Here is a 15,725-nt window from a genome sequence, read left to right on the forward strand (position 1 = left end):
ACAAAGGGGATACGTGTATGACTTTAGGGCAAAAGCTAAAACGATTCATTTCAAATCATACAGAAACATCTGACCATCATCCAGTGTCAGAGCTGAAAAGCCATTACTACAAATCGACACAAACTCAAGTTTTTCAAGCGGTAGAAGCCGTTCTTTCAAGAAACGATTCCTATCAAGTGACATCTGTTTCAGCAGAACGAGGTGAAATCAGCGCAAACATACGAACGCCGAAAAAAGCTTTTCTCGTGGCGACTGTCATTTCAATTCGTCCTTTTGAAACAGCTGTCGATTTTAATGTGACAACAGAAACAGCACTGCCAACAGACTTTGGCTACAGTCAAAAGGCTGTTTTGTCCCTTTATAAAGAACTAGACAAACAACTTCCAAGAAGAGATCGGAGCTGATGAAATGAAATGTCCCACATGTCAGCACCTTGGCACAAGGGTGCTTGATTCAAGACCAGTAGATGAAGGGAAGTCCATCCGTCGGAGAAGAGAGTGTGAAAGCTGTCAATATCGCTTCACGACGTTTGAAAAATTAGAAGAATTGCCATTGATTGTGGTGAAAAAAGAAGGAATTCGAGAAGAATTCAGCCGGGAAAAGATGCTGAGAGGCCTCATTAAAGCGTGTGAAAAGCGTCCTGTCGCTTTAAAACAGCTCGAGGATGTCTGCTTTAACATCGAGAAGGAATTGCGTAACCAAGGCATGTCAGAGGTGAAAAGCGAGCTTGTAGGGGAAATGGTGATGGACGAGCTGGCGAAAATTGATGAAGTGTCTTACGTCAGGTTTGCCTCGGTATACCGTCAATTTAAAGATATCAATGTATTTATTGATGAATTAAAAGATTTATTAAAGAAAGAACGCTAAAAAAGAGCTGAAGATTCTTCATGCTCTTTTTCCTGCGTAAAGCGTAAAACGCAAAAAGAGTGTACAATGAAGACAACCGTATTAAGGGAGGATCAGCATATGACAGAGCATTGGAAGGAAGTGCTAGCCGTCGATCCGTATGTCGTCAAAAGCGCTTCATTGCTCGGTGACATCGATAGACAGCTTATTACTCTTTTATATCAGCCGCTTATTGGCATGTCCGCTTTCAGTTTATACATGACGCTGTGGGGAGAGCTGGAACAAAATCGAATGTGGGGGAAACCCGCACCTCACCGTCAGCTGATGGTGATGCTGCAAACGAATTTAAATGATATTTTTGAGGAGCGCTTAAAGCTTGAAGCGATCGGATTACTCCGCACATATGAACAGGAAACGGAAGAAGGCAGACTGTTTACATATGAGCTCGTGCCGCCGCTGAGACCGGATGAATTTTTCCAAGACGGTATGCTGAATGTCCTTTTGTATCATCGGGTAGAGAAAGCAAAATATATGCAGCTTCGTGATTATTTTTCTTATCCAGGAGTTCCTGCTGATGCAAAGAACATCTCCCGATCGTTTGAAGAAGTGTTTCACGTCTTGCAGCCAGGAGAGCGCAAGATGACAGAGGAAATTAATCAGGCGTCATCGCTTGACGAGGGCTACGAATATGTGACAGTTGGCTCAAGTCAGCCTGCACCGCTTTCAGATGAATCTTTTGATTTTGATCTCCTGTTAGCAGGCATGTCGGACATGATGATTCCAAGAAAAGCTTTGACAAAGCAAGTGAAAGAGACAATTAAGAAGTTAGCTGTCGTCTATGGCATCACCCCGCTGCAAATGCAAAATATTGTCGCAGGTGCCTGTGGCTCAGATCAGATGATATCAACTGAGGATCTGCGAAAAGCAGCGAGAGACTGGTATCAAATTGAATACAGAGGCGAACAGCCGAAGCTGATTGATCAAAAACAGCCAAGACATTTACGTCACAATGTCACGCAGAATTCAGGTGCAGATGCACCTGATGCGAAATTGATTGAAAAGCTTGATCATATTTCGCCTAGAGAGCTTCTAAAAGATATGGCAGATGGCATTGAGCCGACGTATGCAGACTTAAGAATTGTTGAAGATATTATGCTTGAGCAGCAGCTAGAGCCTGGGGTCATGAATGTCTTGATCTACTATACGCTGCTAAAAACGGATATGAAGCTGTCCAAAACATATATGCAGAAAATTGCCGCCCACTGGGTGCGAAAGAAAATTAAAACCGTGGCAGCTGCTATGAAAATTGCCAAAGAAGAGAACAGACAAATGACAGAATGGGCGCAGCAAAAAAATAAGCGTCAATCATATGGATCAGGAAAAGTGATCCGCGAGGAGAAACTGCCTGACTGGATGAAGGAAGCTGAAACGAAAGAACAGCCAAAAGAACAGACAGATAACTTGTCTACAGAGGACCTCGAACGAGAAAAAGAAAAATTGTTAGATCAGTTTAATAATATGAAAAAGTATAATGCACATTAATGTGAGGTGAGATGGAGATGAAACCGATCGGTCGTTCATTTGATCAGCTAAAAGGGCGGGTAGATTTTCGCGTGAGATACAATCAGATTAAAGAAAGTGTCCTAGCTGATGAAGATGTAAAAGCTTTTTTAAAGGAGCATCAAGAGGACATCCAAGAAGACATGATCAATCGCAGCTTGAACAGGCTCTTTGAATATGTACAACAATCAAAGGGCTGTTCTTACTGCTTAGAGGAAGAGAATGTAAATGTCATTTTAGACGGGTATCACCCGAAGCTTGTGATCAAAGGTCAAAGCATTGATATTGAATATTCCCCTTGTCCTGTCAAACTGCGGCTTGATAGACAGAAAAAACAGCAAGAACTTATGAAAAGTATGTATATTCCGCAGAATGTTCTTCAAGCGACGTTTGCTGATTTAAATGTGGTTGGAAGACAAGAAGTCATTCAAAAAGTAGGTCAATTCCTGCAAAGTTATGATGAAACAGGTAAGGGAAAAGGCCTCTATTTACATGGAAAGTTTGGGGTCGGAAAAACATTTATTCTGGCAGCGATTGCGCAGCAGCTAGCGGTAAAAGAGTATCCATCTCTCCTTGTATACGTGCCTGAATTTGTGAGAGAGTTAAAAAATTCATTAGCTGATCATACACTCGAAGAAAAGCTGAATATGGTCAAATCTACACCAATTTTAATGCTTGATGATATCGGAGCAGAGTCGATGACAAGCTGGGTACGAGATGAACTTTTAGGAACAATCTTGCAATACCGCATGGCAGAGCAGCTGCCGACTTTTTTCTCTTCTAATTTCTCACCGAATGAGTTAAAGCATCACTTTACGTACTCACAGCGTGGGGAAAAAGAAGAGGTGAAGGCAGCTCGATTAATGGAACGTATTCTCTACCTAGCTGAACCAGTTCTGCTTGAAGGGGAAAATCGCCGTCATTTATAAAAAGATAGGTCACGTGAAGGGGAGCGGATGAAATGAATAAAAGAAAATGGCTGCTTTTCCTCGTGATTGGCGTCCTAGCTGCTGTGCTATGGTGGCTCAACAAACAGCATTTTCAACTGTCGCCGAAAGATGTGAAGAATTGGATTCTTCAATTTGGGATGCTGGCTCCCTTTGTCTTTCTTTTCTTATCACTTTTTCGTCCATTTGTGCTTGTCCCTCTCACCGTCTTTTCGCTAGCAGCAGGTTTGGCATTCGGCAGTGTCCTTGGGACCATTTATGCCTTAGCTGGTGCGACAGCAGGTGCAACAGGATCTTTCCTGCTTGCCTCAACCTTCCGTTCAAACAAGCAGGAAACCGAATCAAGCAATCGGAAGCTAAAAGCGGTGACGTCCCGTATTCAAGAGCATGGATTTCTTTATATCCTCTTATTACGCATTGCACCCATTCACTTTGATTTTGTCAGTTATGCCGCAGCAGCTTCACGTGCGAATTATCGTGCATTTGCGGCAGCGACTTTTTTAGGGTTAATACCTGGTACTGTGGCATTAAATGTCCTTGGATCAAGCTTTGTAAGCGGAAATTATGCCGCCTTAGCGATTGTTTGTTTGATTTATTTGATCTTTATCTCAGTGCCACTGATTTTAAAAAGAAAGATGCCTGATTTATTTTAGGCGTCTATTTTTTATGTTCCCCCCATATATATGTAACAGATGTCGTTAGGGGGGACAAACATGCTTGAAATAATCTTTGAAGATGAATATGATACCGCCGCTTTTTTACATCTTGCTGAACACTTGGACAGTCGGCATCACATTTCGATTCAACAAGGGAAAGACCGGCTTCTCATAGAAGCGAAAAAATCAGGAGAAGCCATAGAGCACATTGTGCGGACATTACTGATTCACTTTTTTTTGGAATGCAAAGAAAATGAACGCATGCGCAGCATCCTTGAAAACACATACTTATTTAAAGATCCAGAAGAGCAGCACCAAATTCTTTCAATCGCCCATAGCATCATGAAAGGGGATCTAGATGATATTCCTGGAATTCATCAAGACCCGCCGAGGGAGGATCTGTTAAAAAAAGAGCTTGAGACGATTTCTTTACAGAAAGGTGTTTTTTCCATTGGTTCATTTATGACATTTAGGCTCTCAGCGTATGACAGAAGGCTGAAGAACTATGTTGAAGTATCCATCGAAGAATATAAAATGGAACAAGAATATCAAAACTTTATTCAATCCCTTCGAGACTATGTGATGTCAAGAGAACCTAAGCTTGAAAAAGTACATGTTGTACATCAGGACCGCCTGGTGATTTGGGAATTTCGGTACGCTTCTGAGCGTGATCAAAAACAATACATAGACAGACAGTTTGTAAGAGAGCATCCAATGTATATTGATTCGCAGTTGATTGCACCGCTTGTATCCATTGCGCCACAAAAAATTGACCTATTTACAAATGATACAGGTCACTCGATGGTGCAAACCATTCAAAATATTTTTCAAGAAAGAGTTGAGGTATTCCCTCCTCATTCGTTTCAGGAACAGCATGTTCAATTTGTTCCTAGTCATTTGGAAAAGAAAAGTGAAAAGCTTTCTTGATTTTCACGAAAAAACGTTTTATAATACGGTGTAACTTCATACAGAGACCGTATTGATAAGGACATGAACAAATGAACACCCGCTTAAAGAGAGGGAAGCCGTGGCTGAAAGCTTCCTAGCAGAGGACCATTTGCTTTACCACCTTTGAACATCAGCTGTGAACTGTTTAGTAATAGCTGACGGGAATTCCCGTTATTGAACCACAAGCCGTATTTGCTTTTGACAAAGCAAGCTGCAAATACGGGAAAAAGGGTGGAACCACGATTCCGTTTATTCAACCTCGTCCCTTTCCAGGGGGCGGGGTTTTTATATTGCCAAAAAAAGGAGTGACTAGAGATGTCAGAACAAATTCAACTTACATTTCCAGATGGAGCAGTCAAGGAGTTTGACAAAACAGCTACAACAGAAGACATCGCGGCATCAATTAGCCCAGGCCTAAAGAAAAAAGCGCTTGCCGGTAAATTGAACGGCAAAGAAATAGATCTGCGTACGCCGCTGTTAGAAAGTGGAACAATCGAGATCATCACAGATAAGAGTGAAGAAGCGCTCGATATTATGCGCCACAGCACAGCGCATTTACTAGCACAGGCAATCAAACGCATTTATGGAAAAGAGCATCACGTCCAGTTTGGCGTAGGCCCTGTCATCGAAAATGGCTTTTACTATGATGTTGACATCGATGTAGCGATTACACCTGAAGATTTACCAAAGATTGAAAAAGAAATGAAAAAAATCATTAACAGCAATTTGCCGATTGAGCGCATTGAAGTTTCTAGAGAAGAAGCAAAAGCACGCTTTGAAGCAATTGGCGATGAATTGAAGCTAGAGCTGTTAGAAGCAATCCCAGAAGGCGAAGCCGTCACAATTTATGAGCAAGGTGAATTCTTCGATCTATGCCGCGGTATTCACTTGCCGTCTACAGGGAAAATCAAAGAATTCAAGCTGTTAAGCCTTGCAGGTGCTTACTGGAGAGGCGACAGTAACAACCAAATGCTACAGCGTATTTACGGAACAGCTTTCTTCAGCATAGAAGAATTAAACGAGCATTTACGTCTGCTTGAAGAAGCAAAAGAGCGCGATCACCGTAAACTAGGAAAAGAATTGAAACTGTTTGCGAACTCTCAAAAGGTGGGCCAAGGTCTTCCGCTCTGGCTGCCAAAAGGGGCAACAATCCGCCGCGTCATTGAGCGTTATATTGTTGATAAAGAAGTACGCCTTGGTTATGAGCATGTGTATACACCCGTTCTTGCGAGTGTGGAATTGTATAAAACATCAGGCCACTGGGCGCATTATCAAGAAGATATGTTCCCGGTCATGGAAATGGACAACGAAGATCTTGTCCTTCGTCCAATGAACTGCCCGCACCATATGATGATTTATAAAAATGAACCTCATAGCTATCGTGAACTGCCAATTCGGATTGCAGAGCTTGGAACAATGCACCGCTATGAAATGTCAGGCGCTTTATCCGGCCTTCAACGTGTTCGCGGGATGACATTAAACGATGCCCATATCTTTGTTCGTCCAGATCAAATCAAAGATGAGTTCATCCGCACAGTTCGTTTAATTGAAGAAGTGTATCAAGACTTCGGCTTAAATGATTATACGTTCCGCTTATCTTACCGTGATCCAGAGGATACTGAGAAGTATTTCGACGATGATGCAATGTGGAATAAAGCACAGTCTATGCTGAAAGATGCAATGGACGAGCTTGGACATGACTACTATGAAGCAGAAGGCGAAGCGGCATTTTATGGTCCGAAGCTTGACGTCCAAGTAAAGACAGCTCTTGGAAAAGAAGAGACTTTGTCTACTGTACAGCTAGACTTCTTACTTCCAGAGCGTTTCGATCTCACATATATCGGAGAAGATGGAAAACACCATCGTCCAGTTGTCATTCATAGAGGAGTTGTGTCCACAATGGAACGCTTCGTTGCCTTCTTAATTGAAGAATACAAAGGAGCTCTTCCAACATGGCTGGCACCTGTACAATTCCAAGTCATCCCGGTTTCACCATCTGTCCATCTAGATTACGCAAAAAAAGTGCAAGAACGTTTGCAGCTTGAAGGACTGCGTGTAGAACTAGACAGTCGTGATGAAAAAATCGGATACAAAATTAGAGAAGCGCAAATGCAAAAGATTCCGTACATGCTAGTTGTCGGTGATCAAGAAGCAGAAAATGGCGCGGTCAATGTAAGAAAATATGGGGAACAAGATTCAGAAACAATGGACCTCGAAGCTTTTGTGAAACATGCAGTCGCAGAAGCAAAAAAATAATGAAGGCGCACGAAACAGTCAGTGATCTCATCTATTGAGGTTGCTGGCTTTTTTCTTATGGAAAAAAATTCTCCACTAGTGATCCATTTGCGCAAATGATACGTTTAGATAGTACGAAAGTATGGGTAAGTATGTACTATTAGAGAGAGGCAAATTGGGGGAATGAAAGCGATGATTCAAACAACAAACACTTTATCAACACAAGTATTGGAGCAATCAGCTGTGCTTCGTGCGTTAGAGCACTCACTGGCGATGATTGAATTTGATGTCACAGGTAAGGTCCTATGGGTCAATGATATTTTTGCAAAAGCCATGAAATATTCAAAGGAAGAAATGATTGGTTTAAAGCATAGACAGTTTTGTCCTCCACATATTGCAGAAGACGCAAGTTATCAAATGTTTTGGAAGCGTTTGAAGAATGGTCAAGTGTTTCAGGAAAAGGTGCAGCGGATCACGAAGTACGGTGACACCTTATGGCTTGAAGCGACGTATACACCAGTGCTCAATGAAGAGGGGAACGTAGTGGCTGTCGTGAAAGTGGCAACAGATATTACGGAGAGAGAAAACACAATGAAGCAGGTAGTAGAAGACCTAAAAGATATGTCTGCAAAATTAATGGAGCGAGCGGAAATCGGCATCCAGCATAGTCAAAGTGTAAATGCTTCTTTTGAACATATCGCGAGTGAAACGGATCAAAACATGAGTTTGCTAGAAGGGTTAACAGAGCAGGTGGAGTCGATCAGCTCAATTGCTACAACGATTAACAGTATCGCTTCCCAAACGCAGCTGCTCGCATTGAACGCGGCCATAGAAGCTGCGCATGCGGGTTCCTATGGAAATGGCTTTAGTGTCGTCGCGGCAGAAATCCGTAAGCTTGCGACAGATTCAAAGGAAGCGATCGTAAAGGTGGATCGTTATGTGAAGGCGATCCATTTAGAAGTTGAAAAGGTCAGCAACGGAACAAGCCGTGCAAAGACAAGTGTGTTTACAAACCGGGATCTTGTCAAGCAGGCAAGCGAGGAATTCATGAATGTAGGAGAAGCAGCACGCGGCTTAGATCGTCAAGCACAAAGTTTAGCAGCAATTGTATAGCCGAAAACGAAAAAACACCCAATCTCGATCAGGAGAAGGGTGTTTTTCCTATGGTTTATTTTAAAATATCAAACAATTCGTGTAAGTCTTTAATTTCATAATCTGGTGTCACATCTGTTTCATTTTTCTTGCCATGACGATTGATCCAAACGGTTTGGATGCCAGCGCGAGAAGCGCCGAGAATATCTGTTTTTGGATTATCTCCTACCATGATGACATCATCTTTTGTGAGATTTAACAGCTGAAGGCAGTGCTCAAAGATGCCAGGATCAGGCTTTCCTTTCCCGTAATCTCCTGAAATCACAATTTCATTAAAGTAAGGGGCAAGTTCCGGAACACCTGCAAGTTTTTCTTTTTGCAGACTAGGATCTCCATTTGTTAAAAGAAGTAATTCATAGTTGCCCTTCAGGCGCTCTAAAACAGGATACGTTTCTTCATAGACATACGGGCGTTTTCTGCGCTCTGCTGCAAAGAAATCTGCTAAGTATTGACCAAATGCTTCATCGTCAATTCCTGCCTCTTTTAAGCCGTTTGTCCAAGCGTTTTTGCGATACTCTGGTGCAAGGGCGTTCAGCTTTTGAAAGCCTTCGCTAATCGGCTCACTAAAATTGGACCACAGTCCTTCAAAAGGATTAATGCCAATCATGACAGTATAATCATATGTTTCATAAGAAGAGTACAGCTTTCTTGCTTCTTCACGCACAATCTGTTCAAACGATTCTGGATCAAGTCCATATTTCTTTTCCGCTTCCCTGCATGTTTCCTGAAAAGTGGTATGAATGCTTTTTTCATCCCAAAGCAAAGTATCATCTAAATCGAAAAATACGGCTTTCATGATCTTCTCCCTTGTTATGTATGTAGTTACCCTCAATTGCATGTGACAGGCTCATGTTCATTTTACAATAGAAGTTTTAGAGTTTAAATAGATTATTTAGTAATAAAAAAAGTGCACAAAAATGTGCACTCTTACATTATTTTGATAAATCAATGGTCTTATACTTACCGCCAGTCCATCCTAATCCTGATGAGACTTGAAGCGAGAATTTCTTTTCGTTTGGAACTTCAAAAGCAATTCTGCCTTTTTTAGATAATTTAGGATTTATTTGTTTTAAGAAGAAACTTGAATCGGTATCATTTACATACATATTATTTGTTGCAAGTGATTTGTATTCTGTGCCGTCTTTGCCAATTAACCTGAACATCTCAGTATCTACCATTCTGCCTTTTTTACCTGTATTTTTGACCGTTACTTCAACAATCACAAATTTGCCGTCTGTCGTTACATCGCTCATATACTGTTTTTGTAAAGATTTCGCTTCTGTTACGCTGTTTACTTGATAAGTAAAATCTTCGACTGCTACTTTATCTCCAATTTTATGCGTTTTTTCTTTATCATTTTTCTTTTCGCTACTCGTTACTGCATTTTTAGAACCAGTATTTGATGTATTATCTTTTTTGCTGCCGCCCCCAGCCATACAAGATACAAAGATAATAATCAAAATGAGAATAATGATACTAAGACACCCAATCTTAAAAAACTTTTTCAAATAAATCCCCTACTTTTCCTTAATTTATTAAATGAATTTGAATACTTCTCCAATGATAAGTCTAAAGAATTATAAAATCAATCATTTTTTTGAAAAAATAGATATATAATCCTTTTTTATATGGAATATGATTTATATTTTTGTTTATTTATGTATACAACTTGATTTATATCGGTGTGATAATGAAAAATTGAAGGATTTGAAGAGACTTTATTTCTTTTTAAATAAGGCTTGCCCAAATCGTTTCGTCATGCTAAAATGAAAAAGTTGTTTCAAGAGTTCGGTTACTTGACGGACAAATGAAAATTGTGTAGAATAGTTAACGAATTGAATAGATATCACAAGCAGAAGCACCCGCTTCTCACCTGATTGACACATGTTTGTAGTTGACAGGTTGACCGTACATTTATTTTTTCATGCAAATGTTCGCAGTGTGGGTGTTTTATATGCCCACACTTTTTGTTTGCCTGTAAAACATACAACGAAATGGTCAAAATGAATTGTGAACTCAATTCAAAATCTCATGGAGGTGGCTCACTATTAGCAAAGATCAATTAGTTAATGAAGGTATTCGTGCGCGTGAAGTTCGTTTGATCGGACAAAATGGCGATCAGCTTGGGATTAAAACCCGCCAGGAAGCTCTGGAAATTGCTACGAAAGCCAATCTTGACCTTGTGTTAGTTGCTGCAAATGCAAAACCACCTGTTTGCCGAATCATGGACTATGGTAAGTTCCGATTCGAACAACAGAAGAAGGAAAAAGAGGCACGTAAGAATCAAAAAATCATTAGCTTAAAAGAAGTTCGGTTGAGCCCGACAATCGATGAACATGATTTTAACACGAAGCTCCGTAATGCAATCAAATTCCTTGAAAAGGGAGATAAAGTGAAAGCTTCTATCCGCTTTAAAGGCCGTGCGATTACGCATAAAGAAATCGGACAGCGCGTGTTAGACCGTTTCTCTGAAGCTTGCGCTGAAGTAGCAACAGTAGAAACAAAACCTAAGATGGACGGACGCAGCATGTTCCTCATGCTTGCACCAAAAGTCGAAAAGTAAAAGTAACAGAGGGAGGAAACATCCAATGCCAAAAATGAAAACTCACCGCGGATCTGCTAAACGTTTCAAAAAAACAGGTTCTGGTAAACTTAAACGTTCTCATGCGTACACAAGTCACTTGTTCGCTAACAAATCTACAAAGCAAAAACGTAAATTGCGTAAGAGCGCAATCGTAAGTGCTGGAGATTTCAAACGTATCAAACAACAACTTGCAAACATCAAGTAATCTGGAATAGGAAACATAGGAGGGAATTACAATGCCAAGAGTAAAAGGCGGAACTGTGTCGCGTCAGCGTCGTAAAAAGGTTCTTAAATTAGCAAAAGGTTATTTCGGTTCAAAACATAGATTATATAAAGTAGCAAACCAACAGGTGATGAAATCTGGAAACTACGCTTTCCGTGACCGTCGTCAGAAAAAACGTGACTTCCGTAAACTATGGATCACTCGTATCAATGCTGCAGCTCGTATGAACGGTCTTTCTTACAGCCGTTTAATGCATGGCTTAAAGCTTTCTGGTATCGAAGTAAACCGCAAAATGCTTGCTGATCTTGCTGTGAATGACCTAAACGCATTCAACCAGCTTGCTGATGCTGCAAAAGCACAACTAGACAAGTAAGTCATATAAAAGATCATTCCGCCAAGGAGTGATCTTTTTTTCTCATCATGTGAGGTGAAATCAATGAATATCGCTCTGATCGTGCTGCTCATCTTGGTCAATGTCTATGGGTTTTGTCTCATGGGAGAGGATAAACGCCGAGCGAAAGCACACAAATGGAGAATATCAGAAGCGCACTTATGGAGTGCCGCAGTACTTTTTGGTGCTGCTGGGTCATTTCTTGGCATGCAGTATTTCCGTCATAAAACGAAGCATCCTGCCTTTCAAATGGGTATGCCTGCTTTAATTGTTGTCCAATTGGTGATATTGGTCTATCTCAATCTCATCTGAAAAGGGAGCAGACGCCGTTAAGTCGGCGTATCTGCTCCCTTTTTTTGTTTGATTTTTTTGATGGGCTGATCCCAATCAATTTTTGTTTGAGGATACCGTTCAATGATGTTGTCCTCAAGTTTTTCAAAGTCTTCTAATGTGAATTCATTTAGCTTCTCAGGTGACTCCGTCCAAACGTAAATGGAGTGGACAAACAGAGGATGATCCTTAGAAGGAACATGCTTCTCCCCTTCAAACAAGACACCTTTATAGACGAAATTAAAATTTTTACGGGCATTTTGCTGTTCGTCCATAAAATAAAAGCCTTCTTTTAATTGTGCTTGTTTCAGCTTTCTTCTCGGGTTTGAGAAGAATTTTACCGCCATGTAGAATATATAGACAAGCAATGCAACAAGAGCAAGTCTAATGAGGATGACAAACATGACAGGATGCACCTCCAATACCGTTATCTGATGTACTACGAATGAGAAAGACAAAAGGTTTCAACTTTTTTAAAAAAAATATTTCGATTAACGAAAAAATATTCATAAAAAGATCGTATTGAACGAAAGAGGTTTTGTATAATAAGAATGCACCATGAAGAAAAAGGAGGATACACAGAATGACAAAACTAGATCAAACATTAACTATGCTGAAAGACCTAACGGATGCAAAAGGGATTCCAGGAAATGAACGTGATGTAAAAAAAGTCATGCAGTCATACATAGAAACATATGCGGATGAAGTCTCTACAGACCGCCTTGGCAGCTTAATTGCTAAGAAGGAAGGAAATGCAAATGGGCCTAAAGTGATGCTTGCTGGTCACTTAGATGAAGTAGGATTCATGGTGACAAAAATCGATGACAAAGGCTATATTCGTTTTCAAACGGTCGGTGGCTGGTGGTCTCAAGTTATGCTGGCGCAGCGTGTCACCATTGTGACGAAAAAAGGAGACATTACAGGTGTGATTGGTTCTAAACCGCCACATGTTTTATCACCAGAAGCACGAAAGAAATCAATCGAAATCACAGATATGTTCATTGATATTGGGGCTTCGAGCAAAGAACAGGCAATGGAATGGGGCGTCCTCCCTGGAGATCAAATCGTACCTTACTTTGAGTTTACGGTAATAAATGACGAAAAAATGCTTCTTGCAAAAGCCTGGGACAACCGTATCGGCTGTGCAGTAGCGATTGATGTCATGAAGAATTTAAAGGATACTCAGCATGAAAATATTGCATACAGTGTAGCAACTGTCCAAGAGGAAGTTGGCTTACGTGGAGCTAAAACAGCTGCAGCTACCATCCAGCCTGATATTGGATTTGCTATTGATGTTGGAGTAGCAGGTGATACACCAGGTATTACTGAAAAAGAAGCAACAAGCAAACTTGGCAAAGGACCAACGATTGTTGTGTTCGACGCTTCCATGGTTTCTCATAAAGGGCTTCGCGATTTTGTTGTCCAAACTGCAGATGAATTAAACATTCCTTATCAATATGATTCCATGCCAGGTGGAGGAACAGATGCTGGAGGTATTCACTTAACAGGTCATGGCGTTCCATCACTATCCATCGGGATTCCAAGCAGATATATTCATACCCATGCAGCCATGATTCATCGAGATGATTATGAAAATGCGGTGAAGCTTTTAACAGAAGTCATCAAAAGACTTGATCAAAAAACGGTCGAACAAATTACGTACGGTTCTTAATGATAAAACCTTTCCTCAGTATGGGGAAAGGTTTTTTAATTGCGTTGAATTTCCCAGGAAATGAACTTTGGAATGTAAGTTGTGTCAAAAGAACTGTTTTCAGTAAATGAAGTGATATTTTTCTAGTGAGGAAGGCACATGTGATCTATCTTGTATTTATGTAAGATGAAATCAATAAAAAGGACAGAGCCAATTGAGGCTCTGTCAAAAGAGAGTTTATGGAAGTAGGTGAAGCTTATTTTAGATTAAATCAATTATTCCTATTTGTCAACTAGGTTTTAAAAGAAAGAAAAATCACTCAATTTATGTTATATTTGTAACAAATTGTTTATACAAAGGGGATGGTTAAATGAATGCGGTTTCAATTGTGATAGGATCGATGTGTATTTTAGCGATTGCCTATCGCCTCTATGGCACGTTTATGATGGTGAAGGTACTAAAGGTCACAGATGATCATCCTACACCGGCTCATGCACTCGAGGATGGGAAAGATTATGTGCCAACAAACAAATGGGTCACATTTGGGCATCACTTTGCTGCAATTGCCGCTGCTGGTCCATTAGTTGGTCCGATTTTAGCCGCACAATTTGGGTATTTACCTGGTCTCCTTTGGCTCTTAATTGGAGCGGTGATTGGCGGAGCTGTTCATGATCTTGTGGTCTTGTTTGCTTCGATGCGAAAAAAGGGGAAATCACTATCCGAGGTAGCGAAAGAGGAGCTTGGTCCTGTTGCAGGATTTTGCACAGGGCTCGCCATGTTATTTATTATTACAATTACAATGGCAGGACTGTCCATGGTTGTGCTTCATGCTTTAGAACGAAATCCTTGGGGAACCTTTGCAGTTGGTATTACCATTCCAATAGCGATGGGAGTCGGCCTTTATTATAAAAAGACAGGCAATTTAAAGCTGGCGACATCTGCGGGATTCATATTACTGATGTTGGGGGTATTCCTTGGACCGAATATTCAAGGAACAGCACTTGGAGATTTGTTAACACTTGATACAAAAACGCTTGCTCTTGCCCTGCCAATCTATGCGTTCTTTGCTGCGGCCCTGCCGGTTTGGTTGCTTTTGGCACCAAGAGACTATTTAAGCAGTTTTATGAAAATTGGTGTTTTCATCGCGCTGATTGCGGGAATCTTTGTGGTTAATCCAACCATCCAATTTCCGGCGTTTACGGAGTTTGTAAATGGAGGAGGGCCTGTCTTAGCTGGACCTGTATGGCCTTTTATTTCGATTACCATTGCTTGTGGTGCGATTTCTGGTTTTCATGCATTTGTTGGCTCTGGCACAACGCCAAAAATGCTAGATCGTTGGAGTGATATGAAGCCGGTGGCGTTTGGCGCGATGCTCGTAGAATGTTTAGTGGGAATCATGGCGTTAATTGCCGCTACTGCGCTTCATCCGGGAGATTATTTTGCAATTAATAGTACACCTGAAGTGTTCCGTACGCTTGGTATGAGTGTCGAGAATCTTCCTCAACTAAGCAAAGAAATCGGTCTTGACTTAGAAGGAAGAACAGGTGGAGCTGTTACATTAGCTGTAGGGATGGCGTACATCTTTACGGGTATTCCGTTCTTTAGTCATTTGGCCTCTTATTTCTTCCAATTCGTGATTATGTTTGAAGCCGTCTTTATTTTAACGGCGATTGACGCAGGAACCCGTGTCGCGCGATATTTGATCCAAGACTTCTTTGGAGAAGCATATAAACCGCTGAAACGAAATGACTGGGTACCAGGGTCAGTCTTTGCAAGTGCACTTGCTTGTTTTATGTGGGGATACTTGCTTTACTCTGGAGACATTGGGTCCATTTGGGCACTCTTTGGCGTGTCAAACCAGCTAATGGCCTCGGTCGGATTAATCATTGGGGCGACGGTTGTGTTAAAAATTGCGGATAAAAGGCGGTATATGTTGACTTGTTTAATTCCACTTGGTTACTTATATTTGACGGTGAATTATGCGGGTTATTGGATGGTTGCGAATGTCTATCTCAATCCTGAAGCATCTGGCTACAGTGTACTGAACGCCGTGCTTTCGATGATTATGCTGATTTTAGGTTTTGTCATTATCGTGTTCGCTATTAAAAAATGGATCGAGATTTGGCGCGATCCAGCTCTTCGAATGGAGACGCCAATCACTGGCTAAATGAACAAAGCCGGCTTGCTCATAAATAAGCAAAC

Annotated in this window: 17 protein-coding genes and 2 other annotated features; of the genes, 14 read left to right on the forward strand and 3 right to left on the reverse strand. The window is 41.0% G+C overall.

Features of this window, described 5'->3' with window-relative positions:
• Window positions 1-17 precede the first annotated feature (17 nt).
• The 8 genes from ES896_RS06460 (at window position 18) to ES896_RS06500 (ending at window position 8,305) form a co-directional block, all read left to right on the forward strand.
• Window positions 18-404 (forward strand): hypothetical protein, encoded by a 387-nt coding sequence (locus ES896_RS06460; RefSeq protein WP_017358264.1) that lies wholly within the window; start codon window positions 18-20, stop codon window positions 402-404.
• A 4-nt stretch (window positions 405-408) separates the two neighbouring features.
• Window positions 409-867 (forward strand): transcriptional regulator NrdR, encoded by a 459-nt coding sequence (gene nrdR / locus ES896_RS06465; RefSeq protein WP_003216720.1) that lies wholly within the window; start codon window positions 409-411, stop codon window positions 865-867.
• A 99-nt stretch (window positions 868-966) separates the two neighbouring features.
• Entirely contained in the window at window positions 967-2,388 is a 1,422-nt protein-coding gene (dnaB, locus tag ES896_RS06470) for a replicative helicase loading/DNA remodeling protein DnaB (RefSeq protein WP_017367826.1), read from the forward strand.
• Window positions 2,389-2,405: 17 nt separating this feature from the next.
• Window positions 2,406-3,335 carry a primosomal protein DnaI gene (gene dnaI / locus ES896_RS06475; protein ID WP_008346034.1) on the forward strand — a complete coding sequence of 310 codons (930 nt, stop codon included), beginning with the start codon at window positions 2,406-2,408 and terminating at the stop codon, window positions 3,333-3,335.
• A gap of 32 nt (window positions 3,336-3,367) precedes the next feature.
• Window positions 3,368-4,006 carry a TVP38/TMEM64 family protein gene (locus ES896_RS06480; RefSeq protein ID WP_058336551.1) on the forward strand — a complete coding sequence of 213 codons (639 nt, stop codon included), beginning with the start codon at window positions 3,368-3,370 and terminating at the stop codon, window positions 4,004-4,006.
• 60 nt (window positions 4,007-4,066) lie between these two features.
• Window positions 4,067-4,936 carry a putative sporulation protein YtxC gene (ytxC, locus tag ES896_RS06485; RefSeq protein ID WP_135226581.1) on the forward strand — a complete coding sequence of 290 codons (870 nt, stop codon included), beginning with the start codon at window positions 4,067-4,069 and terminating at the stop codon, window positions 4,934-4,936.
• Window positions 4,937-4,979: 43 nt separating this feature from the next.
• Window positions 4,980-5,227: a binding site (T-box leader), on the forward strand.
• 45 nt (window positions 5,228-5,272) lie between these two features.
• Entirely contained in the window at window positions 5,273-7,213 is a 1,941-nt protein-coding gene (gene thrS / locus ES896_RS06495) for a threonine--tRNA ligase (RefSeq protein ID WP_135226582.1), read from the forward strand.
• Window positions 7,214-7,384: 171 nt separating this feature from the next.
• Entirely contained in the window at window positions 7,385-8,305 is a 921-nt protein-coding gene (locus ES896_RS06500; protein WP_135226583.1) for a methyl-accepting chemotaxis protein, read from the forward strand.
• Window positions 8,306-8,360: 55 nt separating this feature from the next.
• On the opposite strand, the gene ES896_RS06505 is transcribed toward ES896_RS06500, so the two are convergent.
• Together ES896_RS06505 and ES896_RS06510 are read right to left on the reverse strand one after the other, a co-directional pair.
• A complete protein-coding gene (locus tag ES896_RS06505; protein ID WP_017358259.1) occupies window positions 8,361-9,140 on the reverse strand; it encodes an HAD family hydrolase in 780 nt (259 codons plus the stop codon).
• A gap of 136 nt (window positions 9,141-9,276) precedes the next feature.
• Window positions 9,277-9,852, reverse strand: a complete 576-nt coding sequence (locus ES896_RS06510; protein WP_017358258.1) for a DUF4352 domain-containing protein — start codon at window positions 9,850-9,852, stop codon at window positions 9,277-9,279.
• Between the two features lie 336 nt (window positions 9,853-10,188).
• Window positions 10,189-10,320: a sequence feature (ribosomal protein L20 leader region), on the forward strand.
• A 71-nt stretch (window positions 10,321-10,391) separates the two neighbouring features.
• Here ES896_RS06510 and infC point away from each other — a divergent pair.
• From infC to ES896_RS06530, 4 genes are all read left to right on the forward strand, one after another.
• Window positions 10,392-10,907 carry a translation initiation factor IF-3 gene (gene infC / locus ES896_RS06515; protein WP_024718649.1) on the forward strand — a complete coding sequence of 172 codons (516 nt, stop codon included), beginning with the start codon at window positions 10,392-10,394 and terminating at the stop codon, window positions 10,905-10,907.
• Between the two features lie 25 nt (window positions 10,908-10,932).
• Complete coding sequence (rpmI, locus tag ES896_RS06520) at window positions 10,933-11,133, forward strand: 50S ribosomal protein L35 (RefSeq protein WP_003216324.1); 201 nt, start codon at window positions 10,933-10,935, stop codon at window positions 11,131-11,133.
• Between the two features lie 31 nt (window positions 11,134-11,164).
• Window positions 11,165-11,524 carry a 50S ribosomal protein L20 gene (gene rplT / locus ES896_RS06525; RefSeq protein ID WP_007501659.1) on the forward strand — a complete coding sequence of 120 codons (360 nt, stop codon included), beginning with the start codon at window positions 11,165-11,167 and terminating at the stop codon, window positions 11,522-11,524.
• A 63-nt stretch (window positions 11,525-11,587) separates the two neighbouring features.
• Window positions 11,588-11,854 (forward strand): DUF1294 domain-containing protein, encoded by a 267-nt coding sequence (locus tag ES896_RS06530; protein WP_008346019.1) that lies wholly within the window; start codon window positions 11,588-11,590, stop codon window positions 11,852-11,854.
• 17 nt (window positions 11,855-11,871) lie between these two features.
• Here ES896_RS06530 and ES896_RS06535 read toward each other — a convergent pair whose 3' ends face one another.
• Window positions 11,872-12,276, reverse strand: coding sequence for a hypothetical protein (locus ES896_RS06535; protein ID WP_046527305.1), 405 nt, complete (start codon window positions 12,274-12,276; stop codon window positions 11,872-11,874).
• Window positions 12,277-12,455: 179 nt separating this feature from the next.
• On the opposite strand from ES896_RS06535, the gene ES896_RS06540 reads away from it, so the two are divergent.
• Together ES896_RS06540 and cstA are read left to right on the forward strand one after the other, a co-directional pair.
• A complete protein-coding gene (locus tag ES896_RS06540; protein WP_135226584.1) occupies window positions 12,456-13,544 on the forward strand; it encodes a M42 family metallopeptidase in 1,089 nt (362 codons plus the stop codon).
• 349 nt (window positions 13,545-13,893) lie between these two features.
• A complete protein-coding gene (gene cstA, locus ES896_RS06545; RefSeq protein ID WP_035391173.1) occupies window positions 13,894-15,690 on the forward strand; it encodes a carbon starvation protein CstA in 1,797 nt (598 codons plus the stop codon).
• Window positions 15,691-15,725: the final 35 nt, after the last annotated feature.

It is taken from the genome of Bacillus sp. 005/A4HT-01/001 (genome assembly GCF_004634445.1).
GTDB lineage: Bacteria > Bacillota > Bacilli > Bacillales > Bacillaceae > Bacillus > Bacillus altitudinis.

Excerpts from the sequence above, each read along its gene's own strand:
- ES896_RS06535 (WP_046527305.1), bottom strand. The coding sequence starts at position 12,276 with ATGTTTGTCATCCTCATTAGACTTGCTCTTGTTGCATTGCTTGTCTAT.
- ES896_RS06530 (WP_008346019.1), top strand. The coding sequence starts at position 11,588 with ATGAATATCGCTCTGATCGTGCTGCTCATCTTGGTCAATGTCTATGGG.
- cstA (WP_035391173.1), top strand. The coding sequence starts at position 13,894 with ATGAATGCGGTTTCAATTGTGATAGGATCGATGTGTATTTTAGCGATT.
- ES896_RS06480 (WP_058336551.1), top strand. The coding sequence starts at position 3,368 with ATGAATAAAAGAAAATGGCTGCTTTTCCTCGTGATTGGCGTCCTAGCT.
- ES896_RS06500 (WP_135226583.1), top strand. The coding sequence starts at position 7,385 with ATGATTCAAACAACAAACACTTTATCAACACAAGTATTGGAGCAATCA.
- dnaI (WP_008346034.1), top strand. The coding sequence starts at position 2,406 with ATGAAACCGATCGGTCGTTCATTTGATCAGCTAAAAGGGCGGGTAGAT.
- rplT (WP_007501659.1), top strand. The coding sequence starts at position 11,165 with ATGCCAAGAGTAAAAGGCGGAACTGTGTCGCGTCAGCGTCGTAAAAAG.
- ES896_RS06540 (WP_135226584.1), top strand. The coding sequence starts at position 12,456 with ATGACAAAACTAGATCAAACATTAACTATGCTGAAAGACCTAACGGAT.
- thrS (WP_135226582.1), top strand. The coding sequence starts at position 5,273 with ATGTCAGAACAAATTCAACTTACATTTCCAGATGGAGCAGTCAAGGAG.
- nrdR (WP_003216720.1), top strand. The coding sequence starts at position 409 with ATGAAATGTCCCACATGTCAGCACCTTGGCACAAGGGTGCTTGATTCA.
- ES896_RS06460 (WP_017358264.1), top strand. The coding sequence starts at position 18 with ATGACTTTAGGGCAAAAGCTAAAACGATTCATTTCAAATCATACAGAA.
- ytxC (WP_135226581.1), top strand. The coding sequence starts at position 4,067 with ATGCTTGAAATAATCTTTGAAGATGAATATGATACCGCCGCTTTTTTA.
- dnaB (WP_017367826.1), top strand. The coding sequence starts at position 967 with ATGACAGAGCATTGGAAGGAAGTGCTAGCCGTCGATCCGTATGTCGTC.
- ES896_RS06505 (WP_017358259.1), bottom strand. The coding sequence starts at position 9,140 with ATGAAAGCCGTATTTTTCGATTTAGATGATACTTTGCTTTGGGATGAA.
- rpmI (WP_003216324.1), top strand. The coding sequence starts at position 10,933 with ATGCCAAAAATGAAAACTCACCGCGGATCTGCTAAACGTTTCAAAAAA.